Origin of the sequence: Flavobacterium anhuiense (assembly GCF_050990855.1) — a bacterium.
GTDB classification, from domain to species: domain Bacteria; phylum Bacteroidota; class Bacteroidia; order Flavobacteriales; family Flavobacteriaceae; genus Flavobacterium; species Flavobacterium anhuiense_C.
In genome coordinates this window covers 2,140,027-2,158,131 of sequence record NZ_CP158861.1, presented here as the reverse complement: position 1 = coordinate 2,158,131, position 18,105 = coordinate 2,140,027, and the positions used below count along the sequence as shown (strand labels likewise).

Sequence of the window (18,105 nt, the reverse complement as noted above, 5' to 3'; positions counted from 1 at the left end):
TTTCTGTTTTAAACTATTAACTTGCTTTGTTTTCAAATTCTTTTACAAAAATCTTTTCTCCTTTTAGAACTACTTCTAATTGAGGCAAAGCTCTTGGCGGAGGCCCTGCAATAACGTCTCCCGTCAAGGCATCAAAAGAGCCTTCGTGACAAGGACAATGAATAATTCCTGTTCCTGGTTTATAAAAAACGGCACAAGAAAGATGTGTGCATTTTTGTTCGTAAGCTCTAAACATTCCGCTTTCCAAATGCACCAAAATATACGGAATCGCACTCCCTTCAATCACAAAACCTCTTGTTCCTCCCAACGGAATATCTTTTATTTCGCATACAAAATGTTCCCCCACAACTTCATCAGTTGGAAGCAAATACGCTTTTGCTGCAACCAATCCGCTACCAACCATTAAACCGCCAGAAACTAGCGTAAGGAATTTGGCAAAATCGCGTCGGCTAACTTGTGTCGATTCTTGTTTTCTATATGGAAAATCCTTCTTCCAATTTTCTTTTAAATTATCTTCTTTAGACATGGATTTTAGCTTTAGAATATTCTTAGTTCAGTGCTTCCTTTTGGCATCATAATATTCACTTTGGTTTTTACACGTTCTTTTCCAAAAACAAATGAATTTACAGGAGTGCTGTTCGGACGCATTTCTTCGATTTGAGCACGAGTTCCGTAAAACAAGGCACCACTCGGACAAACTGTCGCGCACATTGGTTTTTTGCCAACACTGGTTCTGTCATAACACATCGTACATTTCATCATTAAATCGTATTCTTCCATTTTCTTCGGAACCCCAAATGGACAAGCCATTACACAGTTGGAACAGCCAATACAGCGCTCCGTATTTGCGGTATGAACTACTCCAAATTCATCTTGCGAAATAGCATCAGCTGGGCAAACATTCGCACAAACAGGATCTTCGCAATGCATGCAAACCTGAACTGTGGTTTGAATGGTAACTTCACGTTCTACATAATTAACATGAATCATAGATTCCTGGCCGTTGGTTTCACATTCTGCACAAGCCATTTCGCAAGCTTTACAGCCAATGCATCTTTGTAAGTCTACAAAAAACTCTTCGTTTTTATTATAATTGGTTACATTCATAATTCTTGCTTTTTATAGATTAAACACTTGCATAAGCTGTTGGTTTGTCTGATGAATTTTCGATTTCTCCTAATGGTTCGAGCTTGCAGGCACAAACTTTAAACTCTGGAATTTTAGAAATCGGATCCAAAGTTCCAGGCGTTAACTGGTTGGCTGATTTTTTCCCCGGCCAGTGATACGGAATAAAAACAGTGTCTTTTCTAATTGTTTCTACAATATTGGCAGGAAAAATTCCTTCGCCTCTTCGCGTTGAAACTTTTACCAATTCCCTTTGTTGAATATTATATTTTCTAGCCATTTCTGGATGAATTTCTAATAGTGGCTCTGGAAACTGATCGACCAATTTTCCAATTCTTCTAGTTTGTGTCCCACTCAAATATTGCGACACAACGCGTCCTGTTGTTAATATTATCGGATATTCTTCATCCGTAATTTCACCTGGCAATTTGTAAGGAGCAGGATTAAAATGTGCTTTTCCATCTGGAGTGGCAAACTTTTTATCTTCCCATAATCTTGGTGTCCCAGGGTGATCTTCAGTTGGACATGGCCAGAAAACACCCATATTGTCTTCTACTTTTTTATAAGTGATTCCGTTGTAATCGGCAGTTCCTCCTTTTGAAGCCACTCGTAATTCATTAAAAATAGCTTCACTATTGGCATATGTAAATCGTTCTTCTTCACCTAATCTTTTGGCTAATTCTAATAATATCGAAGTATCTGTTCTTGCCTCGCCCGGTGGCGTAACAGCTTGTCTAATTCGAATAACGCGACCTTCTGCTGATGTAGTTGTTCCTTCTTCTTCTTCCTGTAATGAACCTGCTAAAACAATATCCGCATGACGGGCAGTTTCATTCAAAAAGAAATCTATGGCAGCGTAAAACTCCAATTTTTCAAGAGCAGAACGCACGTAATTATTATTTGGAAGAGACACTAACGGATTAAAACAAATCGAAATCAATCCTTTGATTTCACCGCTGTGAATGGCTTCGATAATTTCATAAGCCGTGATGCCTTTGTGAGGCATATCCTCTTCTTTTATTTTCCAGACATCGGCAATATATTTTCGATGCTCCATGTTTTCGATATCTCGGTTTCCGGGCAACTGGTCGCATTTATGACCGTGCTCTCTTCCACCCTGACCATTTCCCTGTCCAGTAATCGTTCCGTAACCGCAATAAGGTCTTCCGATTCTTCCTGTTGCCAAAACCAAATTGATGCATCCAATTACATTATCAACACCTTTAGAGTGATGTTCGATTCCTCTTGCGTGGAGCAAAAAGCTTGTTTTCGCTTTTCCCCACAATTCGGCTGCGGCTTTGATTTTTTCCTTAGAAATTCCTGTAACTTCTTCTGCCCATTCCAGAGTATATTCTTTTACAGCATCAATAGTTTCTTGAAATCCTGAAGTGTGATTATCAATAAAATCGTGATCCAACATATCATGATCGACTAGATATTTCAGCATCGCTCCATATAAAGCAGAATCTGTTCCGGGTCTTACATCCAAATGAATATCGGCAGTTCTTGCCAACGGAATTACACGCGGATCGACAACAATTAATTTTGCGCCTCGATCTCTGGCTTTCCAAATCCAATGCGTTAACGTTGGAAAGGTCTCACTCACATTCGCTCCAGCCACAATAATTACTTCAGCATATTCTAAATCTGAATAATTGTTTGATGCTCGATCTAATCCAAATGCTTTTTTATTTCCTGCGCCCGCGCTTACCATGCAAAGACGTCCGTTGTAATCTAAATTTCTGGTTTTTAAAGCTACTCTGGCAAATTTTCCAACCAAATAACTTTTTTCATTCGTAAGCGAAACACCAGAGAGCATCGAAAAAGCATGTTTCCCGTATTTTTCTTGAATTCTTTTAATTTCAGAAACCGTTTTATCCATTGCTTCATTCCAAGTCGTTTTTTCGAAGCCTTTACCTTCTACTCTTTTTATCGGATGCAGTAATCGATCGGGATGGTTGTTTTGCATATAACGCTGAACGCCTTTTGGACACAAACGCCCTTCGTTGAACGGAAATTCCATCCAAGGCTCAAACCCAACTACTTTATTATCTTTTACAGATAATTGAATGCCACACTGCATTCCGCAGAAACAGCAATGTGTTTTTACGGTTTTATCTGGTTCGTCACGCCCTTCATATCCTTCTTTCGGAGTATAATTCAAATGCGGACCAAAGTCTTCAATTATTTTTTCTGCTGATACAGGTAGTTTTGCCATTTTTTTATTGTTTTTTTGGTTTCATGTTTTATGTTTCAAGTTGTCTCACAAACTGTGAACTTGGAACTTGAAACCTGAAACTAAATTTTTATCCAAATAAATTTCCGCCTTCGAGTCTTGCTTTTAAATGTGCTTTTGCCAGACGGTCTCTTTTCCCCTCTGGGCTTAAATCGAGATGCGAATTGCCTTCATCATCACTAAAATCAAACCCCAGTTGTTTGGTTACTATTTTCAAATCATCAATATGAAGTTGTGTTGTAAAAGGCTTACCTGTTTCGGGACATATTGCCATTCCTTTTTTCATTCCTTCTTTTTTATAAATATGCGCCCCAATTTGAGCCGGTCGCTGAATGATATGGAAAAATTTTCCAAACGGAATCCAAATCAAAAACATAATAACTGTAACGGCGTGAACTACAGCCAGAAAGTCATACGCGAATCCTTTCATAAACTGATAAGAATACGTAAGACATAAACCTGTAACCGAAATGGCAATTAATAAAAGAAGTGGCAATAAATCGCCTTCAAAAGTTTGAGTGGCAATTAATCCCGGATTGGTTAAACGGCGTCTTAAATAATAAAGCGACCCGAAAATAACCAAATACGAAGACCAGTTTAAGGCATGAAATGTCAAAAATGCCATTATAGAACCCAGTTCGAAATCCATTACTTTAAAACCAAAAAAGTGTGCTTCGTAAACCGAAATTGAATTTGGAGCCAATGTAAAATGAATCCATCCAAATGTTAGCGGAAAAGTGATGGCAAAAGCAGAAAAACAGCCAATTGCAATGCAAAAATGTGCAATCCATCTGTATTTTCCTCTTGGATAAATAAATTTCTGAAAAGCAATATTTTGAACCGATTCTTTCCCTAAAAACCATAAATGGGAAAATACTTTTCCAGTAAACAGAAAATGAATGCCGCGTTTAAAATACATCCATGTTGGTGGACGCTGTAACCAAACGGTATATCGGTACACCACTCCAAAAAAAGCAAAGAGCGTTCCGAATAAATACGTAATTAAAGCAGCATCAAAATTTTGCAGTTTTCTTGATCCGTAGAAAACCAAGACGACCATAAAAACCGAAGCTGCCGTTGCAATCAATAAAGCTTTTGCATTAAATGTTCTTTCTTTCATAACATTTTATTTTCGATCAATATCTTGCGCCATTTCAGGCAATCTTTCTTTGGTCATTTTGACAATTGTGCGGTGCATCCAGATTAAACAAGTCAGAGATAAGGCTAAAATAAAGAGCCATGAGCTTGTCCAGAATCCTGTAAACGATAATAAATACCCAAAAATAATTGGCCCGAAGAAACCGCCAAGACCTCCTAATAATCCAACCATTCCGCCAATTACGCCCACTTCATTTGGAAAATAATCTGGTATATGTTTGTAAACAGCTGCAGAACCAATTCCCCAAGAAATCCCGATTAGAATAACCAAAACCAAATACACCCACATATTGGCTTCAAAATGAATTTGCGTGATTCCTTCCGCTAATAAATCTTTCTTTTGCACTTTTTGATTTTGTTCTACAACTACTTCCTGCCATGTTTTTTTGGATGGGAAATATTGAGAATGCGCCTGACTTTCGTCTTTCTGCGCTATGGGATATTCTTTACCATCAATTACTATTTTATCTGGCGCAACAGACGTAACCGTTCCTGCTTTGCTTGACAATAATCCGCTTCCTGAAGTTGTGATATCCATTTTTGGAAATAATAATAAAAAACTTAAAACTACTGAAGAGCTCAAAACCCAATACATTACTTTTCTAGCCCCGAATTTATCAGACAAAAAACCTCCAAAAGCGCGGACAACTCCAGCTGGCAAACTAAAACAAGAAGTAAAGATTCCGCCAAGAATTAATGAGGTATGATAGACATTCATAAAATTAGGCAACAGCCATTGTGAGAAAGTCACAAACGAACCAAATACCAAAAAATAATACGTTCCAAAACGCCAAACACGAACTCTTTTTAAAGGCTGAACCAATTGCTTTAAAGTTTTAGATTGTGCTTCGCTTTTTTTGTTTTTAGCGAAAATTAGAAATACAATTCCCATTAACAATAAAGCGGAACCGTAAAGTACAGGAAGCCATTTCCAACCATTTTCTGGATCGGTTTCTGAAAATTTACTCAATAATGAAGGCGCTAAAAACGGTGTTATAGAAGCTCCTGCTGTTCCCATTCCGAAGATTCCTAAAGCTCTTCCTTGCCATTCTTTTGGATACCAAACAGAAGTTGAAGCCACGCCAACAGCAAAACTGGTTCCCACCATTCCGAATAAGAAACTTAGAATAGCAAAAACAGTAAATGAAGTAGCAAATGGCAAAAGAAATAAAGGAATAGAAGCTAAAATCAGTAAAGCTGAATGTACAATTCTACCTCCATATTTATCCGTTAATATTCCCATTGGTAATCTCATAATCGAACCTGTAAGTACCGGAATTCCTAAAAGCCATCCTATTTGTACAACACTCCAGTTGAAAATTTCTTTATCAACTAAAAAAGTAACCAGTACTCCGTTAAGTGTCCAGCAAGCAAAACAAATAGCAAAAGCAAGAGTGTTTAGAAAAAGAATACGATGAGATTGAGAAAGATCTGCCATAGAGAGAAGTATTAAATTTTGTTTTTGGAATCTATTACTGAAATATGGTAATCGTAAAGATTGTTTTCCGTAAACAACTAAAAAACAATACTTTCTCTAAAGTTAGAAAAAATATCTAAAGTAAAACACTTACAATTCAACATTTAGCGTTATAATAATCTTATTTAAAGTCATTCTTATAGTAAAAGGGTATTTTTCGTAATTTTCAATGAGAAAACCCTGTTTTTCAATTTGTTAAAAAAAATATAATTTTTTAATGTTCAATTAAACCTGTTTTAATGAAAAAAGTCTAATTCGTATAACAATTAAAAAACTTAAATCATGAAAAAATTATTAATCGCAGCAATGTTATTTGTTGGAATAGCAAGTTTTGCACAAGCGCAAAAAGAGAGATTAACGCCAGAACAGCGTAATGAAAAACAACTGCAAAAATTAACAACAGAATTAAATCTTGATGCTAACCAGCAAACGCAAGTAAAACAGCTTTTAGCAGACCGAAGTGCTAAAGCCGAAAAAATGAGAGAGTCTCGCCAAGAACAAAAAGAAAGCGGAACAAAACCAACTGCTGCAGAAAGAGAAGCTTTTAAAAAAGAAATGATGGCGGAAAAAGAGGCAAACGATGCTAAAATGAAATCGATTTTGAATACAGACCAATACACTAAATGGAAAACAATTCAGGAAGAAAACAAAGACAAAGCGAGAGAGAAAATGAAAGAATACAGAAAAGATAATAACTAAATAAAAAGAGGCTTAATTGCCTCTTTTTTGTTTTAAGCATTCTTTACACTTTCTTTAATAGTTTCTGTTAAATAAAAGATAAACCTCCAAATGCCATTAAACTTACTAATTCGATCAAAGTCTAATTGCTATAAACCTTTTATAAAACGAATTATGAAAAAACTATTTATCGCAACTTTATTATTTGTTGGAATAGTAAGTTTTGCACAGGACATCAATCAGAAGCCGAAACGTGATCAACGAGAAAAACTAACTCCAGAACAACGTAACGAAAAACATTTGCAAAAATTAACTTCTGATTTAAATTTAGATAAAAAACAGCAAGATCAGGTAAAACAGCTTATCGCTGAAAAAAGTGCCAAAGCTGAAAAGTTTAAACAATCTCGAAAAGACAGTAAAACGCCTTTAACAGCTGAAGAAAAAGCCACTTTCAAAAAACAAATGGAAGCAGAAAAAGCAGCAACTGACGCTAAAATGAAATCGATTTTAAATGCTGATCAATACACCAAATGGACGGCTCTAAAAAAAGAGCGCAAAGATCATCATAAAAGTAAAGATCACAAATCGCCTCAAGAACACAATCAAGCGCATTTGCAAAAATTGACAACAGATTTGAATTTAAATGCAGAGCAGCAAAAACAAGTTAGCGAACTTTTATCTGATAGAAGCACCAAAATGGCAATGCTTAAAAAAAGCAGAAAAGATTCTACTGCTCAGCTAACCGATGCTGAAAAGAAAGCCATGAAAAAACAAATGGAAGCAGATCATAAAGCGTATGACGCTAAAATGAAATCTATTTTGACTGCTGACCAATACACAAAATGGACTGCAATACAGAAAGAGCATAAAGATAAAATGAAAGAATACAGAAAAGACAAAAAATAATCTTGTTCTAAAAATGAAAAAGGAGGCTTAAAGCCTCCTTTTTGTATTAAAATGATTTTGATACTTTATCAATCGCATTGATTGTAAAATCTAAATCTTCGTAAGTTAATGCATCTGTAATAAACCACGTTTCGTATGCAGATGGCGCGATGTAAACACCTTCTTGCAATAATCCGTGGAAGAATTTCTTGAATGTTTCGTTATCTCCTTTTGCAGCCGTTTGAAAATCGGTAACTGGATTTGCATCAAAGTGAACCGAAATCATAGAACCAACTCTATTGATGGTGAAAACAACATTATTTGCTTTTAAAACTCTATCGATTCCTGCTTCTAAATAAGCTGTTTTTTCTTCTAAACGAGTAAAAATTTCTCTATCAGAATCAAGCGCTTTCAACATTGCCAAACCAGCCGCCATTGCCAACGGATTTCCTGATAATGTTCCTGCCTGATAAACTGGTCCAAGAGGCGCTAAATGATTCATGATTTCCTCGCGTGCAGCAAAAGCTCCAACTGGCAATCCGCCACCAATAACTTTTCCGAAAGTTACGATATCAGCATCAATACCATATAATTCCTGAACTCCACCACGAGCTAAACGGAAACCTGTCATTACCTCATCAAAAATCAATAAGATTCCGTTTGCAGTACACAAATCTCTTAAACCTTGCAAGAACCCTTCTTTAGGAACAATACATCCCATATTTCCTGCAACAGCTTCAATAATAATAGCTGCGATTTCTCCTTTATTAGCTTCAACCAATGTTTTTACATTCTCTAAATCATTGTATTTGGCCAACAAAGTATCTTTTGCAGTTCCTTCTGTAACTCCAGGACTATTCGGCGAACCAAAAGTAACAGCCCCACTTCCTGCCTGAATCAAAAATGAATCAGAATGTCCGTGATAGCAACCTGCAAATTTTATAATTTTATCTCTTTTTGTAAATCCGCGTGCTAAACGAATCGCACTCATACAAGCTTCTGTACCTGAATTTACAAAACGTATTTTATCAATATTTGGAACCATCGAAACAGCCAAAGCAGCGATTTCTGTTTCCAATTCTGTTGGCATTCCAAATGAAGTTCCCAGTTTTGCTTTCTCAATCACCGCATCAACAACAGGCTGATATGCGTGACCCAAAACCATTGGTCCCCAAGAGTTAATATAATCGATTAATTTATTTCCGTCTTCATCATATAAATAAGCACCTTTTGCGCTTTTTACAAAAATCGGAGTTCCGCCAACGGCTTTAAATGCTCTTACTGGTGAATTTACTCCTCCCGGAATTACTTTTTCTGCTTCAGCAAAAAGCTGACTACTTCTTTTATATAACATTTTTTATTTTAGATTTTAGAATTCAGATTTTAGATTAAAACTGAAAACTTATTTTAGATTCTAGATTTATGCTCAGAGAACTGAAAACCGCGACTGCGACTGAAAACTATTTTACCTTAAGTCGTTGTCCGATAGAAATCGCATTATCAGTCAGATTATTTTTTCTTTTTAAATCCTCAACTAACAAATTGAATTTTTTTGAAATGGAGTATAGCGTGTCTCCTTTTTGAACTTCATACAAATTCGGGTCGTACGGAGTCATATTAATTTTCGGATCGGAATACGCTACAGAAGAGGAGCTTTTTGTCGGTGCATAAGTATTAATGGGCACATAATTTCTTCCTGTAACCTGACAATCGTATTGATGCAAATTATAACGCTCAATATAACTGATTAACTTATCTGGATATTTCGGATCTGTTGCGTAACCAGCCGCTCTCAATCCTTTTGCCCAAGCTTTATAATCGTCTTTTTCGTAAGTAAACAAGGTCGCATATCGTTTTTTCCCAACCAAAAACAAAGCATGATCTCTATAAGATTCTGATGCCTGCGGATATTTTCTGAAACATTCCTGAGCCGAGTCATCGTCGTGACGTACACTTTCTCCTAACCAATCATTGTGGCATTTTATTCCAAAATGATTATTAGCGTCTACAGCCAAATCTCCTCTACCCGCACCCGATTCCAAAATTCCTTGTGCCAAAATAATACTCGCTGGAATTCCGTACGTTTTCATGTTTCCCATTGCAATTTCTTTATATTGCAACACATAATTATTAATCAAATCGCTGGTTACAACTGTTTTGGAAGTAGATTGAATAACTTCAGTTGTATTATTTGTAGAAGGGTAATTTTTACCGATTGGTTTTACGGGAGTCGTTTTTCTTGCTGCTGCTGTTCGGGTCTGAACTGCCGCTGCTTTTTTAGTTGTCGCGATTTTGGGTTTGCTGGAAGAGCAGCTTGCCAAAACGAGAATCGTAAATAGCAATACAATTTTTTTAATCATTGGTTTTGAGTATTGGTAATTTCTTCTGCTTCAACTTTATATTCATTCCATCAATTCCCTGCAATCCGCCTGTGTGAATGAGTAAAATTTTTGAATGTTCAGGAAAATAATTTTTGCCGATTAAATCTATAACGCCAAAAACCATCTTTCCTGTATAAATTGGATCTAAGGGCACTTTTGTTTCTTCAAAAAAAGCATTAATAAATTCGATTAATTCTAAATTTATCTTGCCATAACCTCCAAAATGATAGTCAGAAATTAAATTCCAGTTATCTTTTTTTGCAAAAATACGAATTTCATCGTTTAAAAAGTCACCTTTTAACGCTGGAAAGCCCAAAATTTTCTGATTTTGTAAGGAACTATTAATTAATCCCGAAATCGTGCCGCCTGTTCCAACCGCACAGCAAACGTAATTAAAAACCGAATCTTCGTCTGTCAAAATCTCTTCGCAGCCTTTGACCGCCAATTCGTTTGTTCCGCCTTCGGGAACCAGATAAAAATCGCCAAACTTATCTTTTAGCTTTTCAATAAAAGAATCTTCACTTTTAAAACGGTAATCTTCTCTCGAAACAAATTCAAATTGCATTCCATTTTCTTGAGCAAATTTCAAAGTTGGATTTTTTTCGATTTTATCTAAAAGTTCGTCTCCGCGAATGATGCCAATGGTCTTAAAACCTTGCTCTTTTCCCGCATAAGCAACCGCTGCAATATGATTGGAAAACGCACCGCCAAAAGTTAATAAAGTGGCTTTATTTTCGGCTTTCGCCTGAAGTAAATTGTATTTCAGTTTTCTGAATTTATTTCCTGAAACAAAAGGATGAATGAGATCTTCACGCTTAATTGTCAACGAAATTTCATTCGGAAAAGAAAGATTGATTTTCTGATTTATAATTGTTTTCATTTTAATTTAATATAATGCAGAAACTGAAAAAAGGATCTATTTTTCAGATAATTTAAATCCGTTTCTTTTTCGTAAGCTTCTCTTTCAAAACTAATATTTCGATACGCCAAATCTTTGTTTTTGTATTGAATTAACCGAATAAAAAACTCCAAAACATACCAAGTAAAAAACGGAAGAACTAACATTTCTAACTGTTGGCGCAAATGTATTTTTTCGTGATTTACAAAAACTCTATTTGCTTTATCAAAATCATATTTCATTAATACAAACGGAAAAACAGCCATTCCTCTATATCCTTTCGGAATTAAATATTTAGCAACAATCAGAAACATTGGCTGTAAAATTTATAAATTTGTAGCTATAAAATTGTTCGATTTCAATAAAATCATAATCAAATATTTATATTTTTGATTTTAATTATTCGAAAAAGAACTCGAAGCAGATTTATGAAAGAGCAAAGTAATGAAAATAAATTAATCGAAGGCGAAGATTTTTACTATACGCCCGAAGGTTACAAATGCTTTACTGAAAAACATCATTTAAAACGCGGTTATTGCTGCAAAAGCGGCTGTCGCCACTGTCCGTACGGATATGATAAAAAAACAGGAAGAATAAATAAAAAATAGAATACCACAACATGAAGGTTTTTATAAATAAAAACATACCCGAAGCGGGCATTAAATTGCTTCAGGACAAAGGCATTACTCTTACGATAAATCCAACAGAAAATGTATTATCAAGAGAAGATTTTATAAAAATCTGTCAAGAACATGATGCGCTGCTAAATGTTGGAACAAATAAATTAGACGAAGATTTTTTCGAGCAATGCTCAAATTTAAAAGGAATCGCTTTATTTTCTGTCGGATTTGATTCTGTGAATATTCCATCAGCAAATAGCAGAAAAATTCCTGTTGGAAATACGCCCGATGTTTTAAGCCGAGCTACGTCTGATGTTGCTTTTTTATTGATGCAAAGTGTGGCCAGAAAATCATTTTTCAATCATAAAAGAATTTTGAATGATGATTGGGGAAGTTTTAATCCGTTAGCTAATTTAGGCCAGGAACTTTACGGCAAAACACTGGGGATTTTCGGTTTAGGAAGAATTGGTTTTGAAATGGCTAAAAAATGTAAAGCCGCTTTTGGAATGAATATTATTTATCATAATCGTTCTCATAATGAAGTTGCCGAAAAAGAACTAGATGCCAAATATGTAGATTTTGAAACCTTACTTACAGAAAGTGATGTTTTAAGCATTCATTCTAATTACAGCGAAGAAAACAACGAAATTTTCAATAAAGATGCTTTTGCGAAAATGAAATCGAATGCCATTTTCATTAATACAGCAAGAGGTAAATTTCAAAATGAAGATGATTTGTTTCATGCTTTAACAAATAATATAATCTGGGGCGCTGGCTTAGATGTTACAAATCCAGAACCTATGAAATTTGATAATCCGTTATTGTCGCTTCCAAATTGCTGTGTTTTACCGCATATTGGTTCTGCAACTTACGAAGCCCGAAACGGAATGGCGGTTTGCGCTGCACAAAATATCATTGCTCTTTTTGAAGATACGAAAATGCCGTTTTGTGTTAACAAAGGGGTTTATAATTAATGAGATAATGTGCCAATTTGAAAATTAGATAATCCCAATCTAAAATCTAAAATCAACAATCTAAAATATCATATATGGATATTCGTTCAAGAAAGTTTAAGATTACGATTTATAAATCGTATCACAGGTCGGATATCCGTTATCCCTAGTTTTTTAATTAGAAAATGTGGCAATTTGAAAATTAGATAATTATAAATAAATTCCAAATTTTTGAAATTGCTTCCCCTGTTCGCTGTCGCTCGGGTCCAAATTCCAATTGCACCGAATAATATTTCGCTCCGCTGGAGCTTTTTATAGGTGATAACGGTTTTCTATAAATATTTCGCCTTTCCAAGGCTTTATATTTGGATTGGATAATTTTTATTGATCTATTTCATTCTCAATATTTCGTCTTTCTAAGGCTTTAAATTTGAATTGAAAAATTTTATCCGCTCCGTTAGGAGCGAAATATTTATAGCATCAATTAGCAGCCCGTCACATTAAAGCCCCAGCGAGGCGACATAATTAAAACTAAAAATTAATCTGTTGTTAATCTGACTAAAATACCTTAGTATCTTAGAACCTCAGCAACTTAGCACCTTTAAAAAAAAATGACTTTCAAAGAACAAATACAACAAGGAATACCTTCTATATTGCCACCAAAGCAAGCTTACAATCCAGCTATAAATCATGCTCCGAAACGAAAAGAAATTCTTTCGGCAGAAGAAAAAAAGCTGGCATTGAAAAATGCTTTGCGTTATTTTGATCCAAAACACCACGCCGAACTACTTCCTGAATTTTCAGAAGAATTAGAAACTTATGGGCGTATTTATATGTACCGTCTTCGCCCAGATTACAAAATGTACGCAAGACCAATTGATGAATATCCAGGAAAGTCATTGCAGGCAAAAGCGATTATGCACATGATTCAGAACAATTTGGATTATGCTGTAGCACAACATCCGCATGAATTGATTACGTATGGCGGAAATGGAGCCGTTTTTCAAAATTGGGCGCAATATTTATTGACGATGCAGTATTTGTCTGAAATGACAGATGAACAGACTTTAACAATGTATTCTGGACATCCGATGGGATTATTTCCTTCTCATAAAGAAGCACCGAGAGTTGTGGTTACAAACGGAATGGTTATACCAAATTATTCTAAACCTGATGATTGGGAAAAAATGAATGCTCTTGGAGTTTCGCAATACGGACAAATGACAGCGGGAAGTTATATGTATATTGGCCCACAAGGAATTGTACACGGAACTACAATTACAGTTTTAAATGGTTTCAGAAAAATAAAACAAAACCCAGAAGGAAGTTTATTTGTGACTTCTGGTCTTGGCGGAATGTCGGGCGCGCAGCCAAAAGCAGGTAATATTGCAGGTTGCATTACGGTTTGTGCTGAGGTAAATCCAAAGATTACTAAAATTCGTCACGAACAAGGATGGATTAACGAAGTCGTAACTTCAACAGACGAATTGGTTGCAAGAGTAGCTTTGGCGAAAGCCAATAAAGAAACTGTTTCAATCGCTTATTTAGGAAATGTGGTTGATGTTTGGGAACGTTTTGATCAGGAAAATATCAAAATTGATTTAGGCTCAGACCAAACTTCACTTCATAATCCTTGGGCTGGAGGTTATTATCCGGTTGGAATTTCATTTGAAGAGGCTAACAAAATGATGGCTGAAAATCCTGATTTATTCAAAGAAAAAGTTCAAGAGAGTTTGCGCCGTCATGCAGATGCTATTAATAAACATACTGCAAAAGGAACTTATTTCTTCGATTACGGAAATGCCTTTTTATTAGAAGCTTCTCGTGCAGGAGCCGATGTAATGGCAGAAAATAATATCGATTTTAAATACCCGAGTTACGTTCAGGACATTATGGGACCTATGTGCTTCGATTACGGATTTGGTCCTTTCCGTTGGGTATGTACCTCTGGAAAACCAGAAGATCTATTAAAAACCGATGCGATTGCTTGCGAAGTTTTAGAAAAAATGGCCGAAACTGCTCCAAATGAAATTCAGCAGCAAATGCAGGACAACATTAAATGGATCAAAGGTGCACAAGAGAATAAACTGGTTGTAGGTTCACAAGCTCGTATTTTGTATGCTGATGCAGAAGGAAGAATCAAGATTGCCGAAGCCTTTAATCAGGCTATTGCAAAAGGCGAAATTGGCGCTGTGGTTTTAGGACGCGATCATCATGACGTTTCTGGAACCGACTCGCCTTACAGAGAAACTTCAAATATTTATGACGGATCACGTTTTACAGCTGATATGGCGATTCATAATGTGATTGGAGACAGCTTTAGAGGTGCAACTTGGGTTTCTATTCATAATGGCGGCGGAGTTGGCTGGGGAGAGGTTATAAACGGCGGATTTGGTATGGTTCTTGATGGTTCTACTGAAGCTTCAAAGCGTTTAGCTTCAATGCTTTTCTGGGATGTTAACAACGGAATTTCAAGAAGAAGCTGGGCTCGAAATGAAGGGGCTGTTTTTGCAATAAAAAGAGCCATGGAAGTGGAGCCTTTATTAAAAGTGACTTTGCCCAATCTAGTTGACGAAAGTTTGCTTTAACTAAAACCGAACACTTAATTTTTGAATATATGAAAACACTAAAGTTAATTCCGTTTTTCCTGCTCTTGATGCTTATCACTTCATGCAGCAGTGTGACTGTTTATTCTGACTATGACAAAACTGTCGATTTTGCGCCTTATAAAACATACGCTTACTTTAAGCCCGGAATTGACAAGGTTGAAATATCAGATTTGGACAAAAGAAGAATTCTTCGCGCTATCGATGATCAAATGCAAGCCAAAGGTTTTACAAAAAGCGAAAATCCAGATTTATTGGTAAATATTTTTACTAAATCAAGAGAGCAAGTAGATGTAAACCAATTTAGTGCTGGCTGGGGTTATGGCTGGGGTTGGGGTTGGAATCCTTATATGATGTACGGAAATCAAACAACCGTTTCTACTTCTACTGAAGGTACTCTGTACATTGATCTAATCGATGCTAAAAAGAAAGAAATGATCTGGCAAGGTGAAGGAATTGGGACTTTGACAAGAAACATCGATAAAAAAGATGAAAAAATTGCTGAATTCGTAGCTAAAATTTTAGCTCAATATCCGCCAGTAAAAAAATAATTATTTACATTTGCTATTCAATCAGCTAGAAAAATGAAAAACTATACTAACATTATTATCGCTATTATTAGCATTATTGCAATTCAGCAATAATGGCGAGGTGTTATATAAGTTTGTAAAATATAATTTATAAGAACCTCCCAATTGGGAGGTTTTTTATTTTAAAAATTATTTGCCACAGATTAAAGGATTTTCACAGATTAAAAAAAATCCATTTAATCATTTTAATCTGTGGCAAAAAAAACAAAAACAACTTATTATGGATTTATTTAACGAAGTACTTAATGCAAAAAAGCAGCTCGAAGATGTCGTTGCGGCTACTCCCCTTACACAAAACTTGAATCTTTCAGACGAATTTGAAGCTACTATTTTATTAAAAAGAGAAGATTTACAAATTGTACGTTCGTATAAAATTCGTGGTGCATACAACAAGATTTCTTCGTTAAACGAAAAAGAAAAAGCAAATGGAATTGTTTGTGCTAGTGCTGGAAATCATGCTCAAGGAGTTGCCTATTCCTGTAACCTCCTGAAGATTAATGGTAAAATTTATATGCCTAAAACTACTCCAAAACAAAAAGTAAAACAGGTTCAACTATTCGGAAAATCGTTTGTAGAAATTGTTTTAACAGGAGATACTTTTGATGATGCTTATGCTTCGGCAACTGCGGACGCTATTAAAAATCACAAAACATTTATCCATCCTTTCGATGATGAAAAAGTAATTGCAGGACAAGGAACTGTTGGTTTAGAAATTTTAGAAAGTTTTAAAGAACCTATTGATTATATCTTCGTTCCAATTGGCGGCGGCGGACTGGCTTCTGGTTTATCTGAGGTTTTTAAACATTTAAGTCCTCATACTAAAATCATTGGAGTTGAACCTAAAGGTGCGCCTTCAATGAAAACATCTATTGAAGAAAATAAAAATACGCCACTAAAAACAATTGACAAATTTGTAGATGGTGCAGCTGTAAAACAAGTTGGTGACAAGACTTTTGAAATCTGCCGTTATAATTTAGAAGATATAATTCTGGTTCCAGAAGGAAAAGTCTGTACGACAATTTTAAGATTGTACAATGAAGAAGCAATGGTTGTAGAACCAGCTGGAGCTTTGACCATAGCCGCTCTAGATTTTTATAAAGATAAAATTAAAGAAAAAAATGTGGTGTGCATTGTTAGCGGAAGCAACAATGATATTGAAAGGACTGCCGAAATAAAAGAGCGTTCTCTACTCTATGAAGGATTGATGCATTATTTTATGATTCAGTTTCCACAACGTCCGGGTGCTTTAAAAGAGTTTGTGAATAATATTTTAGGCCCAGATGATGACATCACTTATTTTCAATTTGCTAAGAAAAACAGTCGTGAAGTTGGTTCTGTAGTCGTTGGCTTAGAATTGAAAAACAAAAATGATATTATGCCAATTAAACTGAAAATGACCGAAAATGGTTTTGAGTTTCAATATTTGAATGACAATCAGGATTTGTTTACACAATTAATTGGCTAGCGTTTTCTTATACTGATAAATATCATTAAACAAAAAACAAGTTATCGTATTTTTGCATTGTACTTTTAATACTAAAAAAATGGCAACTCTTAAAGATATTACTACCATCGAAGACATTCAGCAAATGGTAAACAGCTTTTATGCTAATGTTAGAAAAGACGATTTAATTGGTCCTATTTTTAATGATAAACTTCAAGATCGCTGGGAACCGCATTTGCAGAAAATGTACAATTTTTGGCAGACCATTCTATTTGATGTTCGTGCTTATTCTGGAACTCCTTTTCCTCCACACAAGCAATTGCCAGTAGACAAAACACACTTTGACCGCTGGATTGCCATTTTTAACTCTACAATCGACTCTCAATTTGCTGGACCAATAACTGAAGAAGCCAAAATGCGCGCAACCAATATGGCATTTATGTTTAGTCACAAAATCGAATATTTTAGAAACGCAGAAAATGAGTTGAGAAACGCTGCAAAAAAATCTTAAAGAATTTCTTTCCAATAAAAAGCAGAACTTTATATTTGATTAAATGAATTAAACCCAAATCTACATTCTTTTATTTATGAAAAAAGTAATTTTCTTTATTGCAATCTGTTTCTCATTTTTAAATCAATTAACTGCACAATCTCAAACTTCAGCTTCTAATTTATATAAAGGAACTCTCGATGGAAAAACACCAGTAACCATCTATATTAAAATTGAAGAAAATCCTTGTACTGCCGATTTGATGTATACTTCTATGTATCGTTTAAATAAATCTAAAAATTGGACTCAGCTTGATATTACCCAAAACAAGAAAAAAGAAAATGAATTTGTAATGGTGGAACACGGCTTTAGCGGTGTTTTCATCTTACAAAAAACAGGCAATACTTTTTCGGGTTTATGGATTAGTCCTGATGCTAAAAAACAGCTCAAGGTAGATTTAAAAGAGGCTACAATGACTAAAAAGGAAATTGAAAACCACGAAAGCACAATGGAAAAAGTAAATTACGAAAATCACGACTGTTAAAAAACACTTTTTCACTAAAG

Annotated in this window: 18 protein-coding genes; 9 read left to right on the top strand and 9 right to left on the bottom strand. The window is 35.3% G+C overall.

All coding sequences use genetic code 11. The features are described 5' to 3' along the window. Positions 1–16 precede the first annotated feature (16 nt). The 5 genes from ABTV69_RS09700 to ABTV69_RS09680 form a co-directional block, all read right to left on the bottom strand. The gene (locus ABTV69_RS09700; protein ID WP_433835841.1) at positions 17–526 is read right to left on the bottom strand and encodes a ubiquinol-cytochrome c reductase iron-sulfur subunit; all 510 of its coding nucleotides are present in this window, start codon (positions 524–526) and stop codon (positions 17–19) included. Between the two features lie 11 nt (positions 527–537). Next, positions 538–1,107 (bottom strand): 4Fe-4S dicluster domain-containing protein, encoded by a 570-nt coding sequence (locus tag ABTV69_RS09695; RefSeq protein ID WP_433835839.1) that lies wholly within the window; start codon positions 1,105–1,107, stop codon positions 538–540. Between the two features lie 19 nt (positions 1,108–1,126). After that, entirely contained in the window at positions 1,127–3,343 is a 2,217-nt protein-coding gene (locus tag ABTV69_RS09690; protein ID WP_433835837.1) for a molybdopterin oxidoreductase family protein, read from the bottom strand. Positions 3,344–3,431: 88 nt separating this feature from the next. Further along, the gene (locus ABTV69_RS09685) at positions 3,432–4,481 is read right to left on the bottom strand and encodes an MFS transporter (RefSeq protein WP_433835835.1); all 1,050 of its coding nucleotides are present in this window, start codon (positions 4,479–4,481) and stop codon (positions 3,432–3,434) included. Between the two features lie 6 nt (positions 4,482–4,487). Then, complete coding sequence (locus ABTV69_RS09680; protein ID WP_433835833.1) at positions 4,488–5,957, bottom strand: MFS transporter; 1,470 nt, start codon at positions 5,955–5,957, stop codon at positions 4,488–4,490. A gap of 321 nt (positions 5,958–6,278) precedes the next feature. Between ABTV69_RS09680 and ABTV69_RS09675 the strand changes: the two genes are divergently transcribed. Together ABTV69_RS09675 and ABTV69_RS09670 are read left to right on the top strand one after the other, a co-directional pair. Continuing rightward, on the top strand, positions 6,279–6,695 hold the full coding sequence (locus tag ABTV69_RS09675; RefSeq protein ID WP_433835831.1) for a hypothetical protein: 417 nt from the start codon (positions 6,279–6,281) through the stop codon (positions 6,693–6,695). A 153-nt stretch (positions 6,696–6,848) separates the two neighbouring features. Then, entirely contained in the window at positions 6,849–7,580 is a 732-nt protein-coding gene (locus tag ABTV69_RS09670; protein WP_433835829.1) for a hypothetical protein, read from the top strand. Positions 7,581–7,626: 46 nt separating this feature from the next. On the opposite strand, the gene hemL is transcribed toward ABTV69_RS09670, so the two are convergent. The 4 genes from hemL to ABTV69_RS09650 form a co-directional block, all read right to left on the bottom strand. Then, positions 7,627–8,913, bottom strand: a complete 1,287-nt coding sequence (gene hemL, locus ABTV69_RS09665) for a glutamate-1-semialdehyde 2,1-aminomutase (RefSeq protein ID WP_433835827.1) — start codon at positions 8,911–8,913, stop codon at positions 7,627–7,629. Between the two features lie 106 nt (positions 8,914–9,019). Next, on the bottom strand, positions 9,020–9,919 hold the full coding sequence (locus ABTV69_RS09660; protein ID WP_433835825.1) for a glucosaminidase domain-containing protein: 900 nt from the start codon (positions 9,917–9,919) through the stop codon (positions 9,020–9,022). Beyond that, a complete protein-coding gene (locus ABTV69_RS09655; protein WP_433835823.1) occupies positions 9,912–10,820 on the bottom strand; it encodes a 1-aminocyclopropane-1-carboxylate deaminase/D-cysteine desulfhydrase in 909 nt (302 codons plus the stop codon). Before ABTV69_RS09655 ends, ABTV69_RS09660 begins: the two co-directional genes overlap by 8 nt. Beyond that, positions 10,817–11,152 carry a hypothetical protein gene (locus tag ABTV69_RS09650; protein ID WP_433835821.1) on the bottom strand — a complete coding sequence of 112 codons (336 nt, stop codon included), beginning with the start codon at positions 11,150–11,152 and terminating at the stop codon, positions 10,817–10,819. Before ABTV69_RS09650 ends, ABTV69_RS09655 begins: the two co-directional genes overlap by 4 nt. Before the next feature lie 114 nt (positions 11,153–11,266). On the opposite strand from ABTV69_RS09650, the gene ABTV69_RS09645 reads away from it, so the two are divergent. The 7 genes from ABTV69_RS09645 (at position 11,267) to ABTV69_RS09615 (ending at position 18,085) form a co-directional block, all read left to right on the top strand. Next, entirely contained in the window at positions 11,267–11,446 is a 180-nt protein-coding gene (locus tag ABTV69_RS09645; protein ID WP_433835819.1) for a DUF5522 domain-containing protein, read from the top strand. An 11-nt stretch (positions 11,447–11,457) separates the two neighbouring features. Beyond that, positions 11,458–12,432: a 2-hydroxyacid dehydrogenase gene (locus ABTV69_RS09640; protein ID WP_433835817.1), complete on the top strand. Its 975-nt coding sequence runs from the start codon at positions 11,458–11,460 to the stop codon at positions 12,430–12,432. A gap of 590 nt (positions 12,433–13,022) precedes the next feature. Then, positions 13,023–14,999 carry a urocanate hydratase gene (locus ABTV69_RS09635; protein ID WP_433835815.1) on the top strand — a complete coding sequence of 659 codons (1,977 nt, stop codon included), beginning with the start codon at positions 13,023–13,025 and terminating at the stop codon, positions 14,997–14,999. Positions 15,000–15,028: 29 nt separating this feature from the next. Beyond that, positions 15,029–15,568: a DUF4136 domain-containing protein gene (locus ABTV69_RS09630; protein ID WP_433835813.1), complete on the top strand. Its 540-nt coding sequence runs from the start codon at positions 15,029–15,031 to the stop codon at positions 15,566–15,568. A 259-nt stretch (positions 15,569–15,827) separates the two neighbouring features. After that, positions 15,828–17,072 (top strand): threonine ammonia-lyase IlvA, encoded by a 1,245-nt coding sequence (ilvA, locus tag ABTV69_RS09625; protein WP_433835811.1) that lies wholly within the window; start codon positions 15,828–15,830, stop codon positions 17,070–17,072. 79 nt (positions 17,073–17,151) lie between these two features. Further along, positions 17,152–17,562, top strand: coding sequence for a group III truncated hemoglobin (locus tag ABTV69_RS09620; RefSeq protein ID WP_433835809.1), 411 nt, complete (start codon positions 17,152–17,154; stop codon positions 17,560–17,562). A 76-nt stretch (positions 17,563–17,638) separates the two neighbouring features. Continuing rightward, positions 17,639–18,085, top strand: a complete 447-nt coding sequence (locus ABTV69_RS09615; RefSeq protein ID WP_433835807.1) for a hypothetical protein — start codon at positions 17,639–17,641, stop codon at positions 18,083–18,085. Positions 18,086–18,105: the final 20 nt, after the last annotated feature.

What these genes read in the sequence shown, in the direction of transcription:
- hemL (WP_433835827.1), bottom strand. Translation starts at nt 8,913, where the DNA reads ATGTTATATAAAAGAAGTAGTCAGCTTTTTGCTGAAGCAGAAAAAGTA.
- ABTV69_RS09690 (WP_433835837.1), bottom strand. Translation starts at nt 3,343, where the DNA reads ATGGCAAAACTACCTGTATCAGCAGAAAAAATAATTGAAGACTTTGGT.
- ilvA (WP_433835811.1), top strand. Translation starts at nt 15,828, where the DNA reads ATGGATTTATTTAACGAAGTACTTAATGCAAAAAAGCAGCTCGAAGAT.
- ABTV69_RS09685 (WP_433835835.1), bottom strand. Translation starts at nt 4,481, where the DNA reads ATGAAAGAAAGAACATTTAATGCAAAAGCTTTATTGATTGCAACGGCA.
- ABTV69_RS09620 (WP_433835809.1), top strand. Translation starts at nt 17,152, where the DNA reads ATGGCAACTCTTAAAGATATTACTACCATCGAAGACATTCAGCAAATG.
- ABTV69_RS09700 (WP_433835841.1), bottom strand. Translation starts at nt 526, where the DNA reads ATGTCTAAAGAAGATAATTTAAAAGAAAATTGGAAGAAGGATTTTCCA.
- ABTV69_RS09635 (WP_433835815.1), top strand. Translation starts at nt 13,023, where the DNA reads ATGACTTTCAAAGAACAAATACAACAAGGAATACCTTCTATATTGCCA.
- ABTV69_RS09660 (WP_433835825.1), bottom strand. Translation starts at nt 9,919, where the DNA reads ATGATTAAAAAAATTGTATTGCTATTTACGATTCTCGTTTTGGCAAGC.
- ABTV69_RS09675 (WP_433835831.1), top strand. Translation starts at nt 6,279, where the DNA reads ATGAAAAAATTATTAATCGCAGCAATGTTATTTGTTGGAATAGCAAGT.
- ABTV69_RS09630 (WP_433835813.1), top strand. Translation starts at nt 15,029, where the DNA reads ATGAAAACACTAAAGTTAATTCCGTTTTTCCTGCTCTTGATGCTTATC.
- ABTV69_RS09645 (WP_433835819.1), top strand. Translation starts at nt 11,267, where the DNA reads ATGAAAGAGCAAAGTAATGAAAATAAATTAATCGAAGGCGAAGATTTT.
- ABTV69_RS09650 (WP_433835821.1), bottom strand. Translation starts at nt 11,152, where the DNA reads ATGTTTCTGATTGTTGCTAAATATTTAATTCCGAAAGGATATAGAGGA.
- ABTV69_RS09640 (WP_433835817.1), top strand. Translation starts at nt 11,458, where the DNA reads ATGAAGGTTTTTATAAATAAAAACATACCCGAAGCGGGCATTAAATTG.
- ABTV69_RS09680 (WP_433835833.1), bottom strand. Translation starts at nt 5,957, where the DNA reads ATGGCAGATCTTTCTCAATCTCATCGTATTCTTTTTCTAAACACTCTT.
- ABTV69_RS09655 (WP_433835823.1), bottom strand. Translation starts at nt 10,820, where the DNA reads ATGAAAACAATTATAAATCAGAAAATCAATCTTTCTTTTCCGAATGAA.
- ABTV69_RS09670 (WP_433835829.1), top strand. Translation starts at nt 6,849, where the DNA reads ATGAAAAAACTATTTATCGCAACTTTATTATTTGTTGGAATAGTAAGT.
- ABTV69_RS09615 (WP_433835807.1), top strand. Translation starts at nt 17,639, where the DNA reads ATGAAAAAAGTAATTTTCTTTATTGCAATCTGTTTCTCATTTTTAAAT.
- ABTV69_RS09695 (WP_433835839.1), bottom strand. Translation starts at nt 1,107, where the DNA reads ATGAATGTAACCAATTATAATAAAAACGAAGAGTTTTTTGTAGACTTA.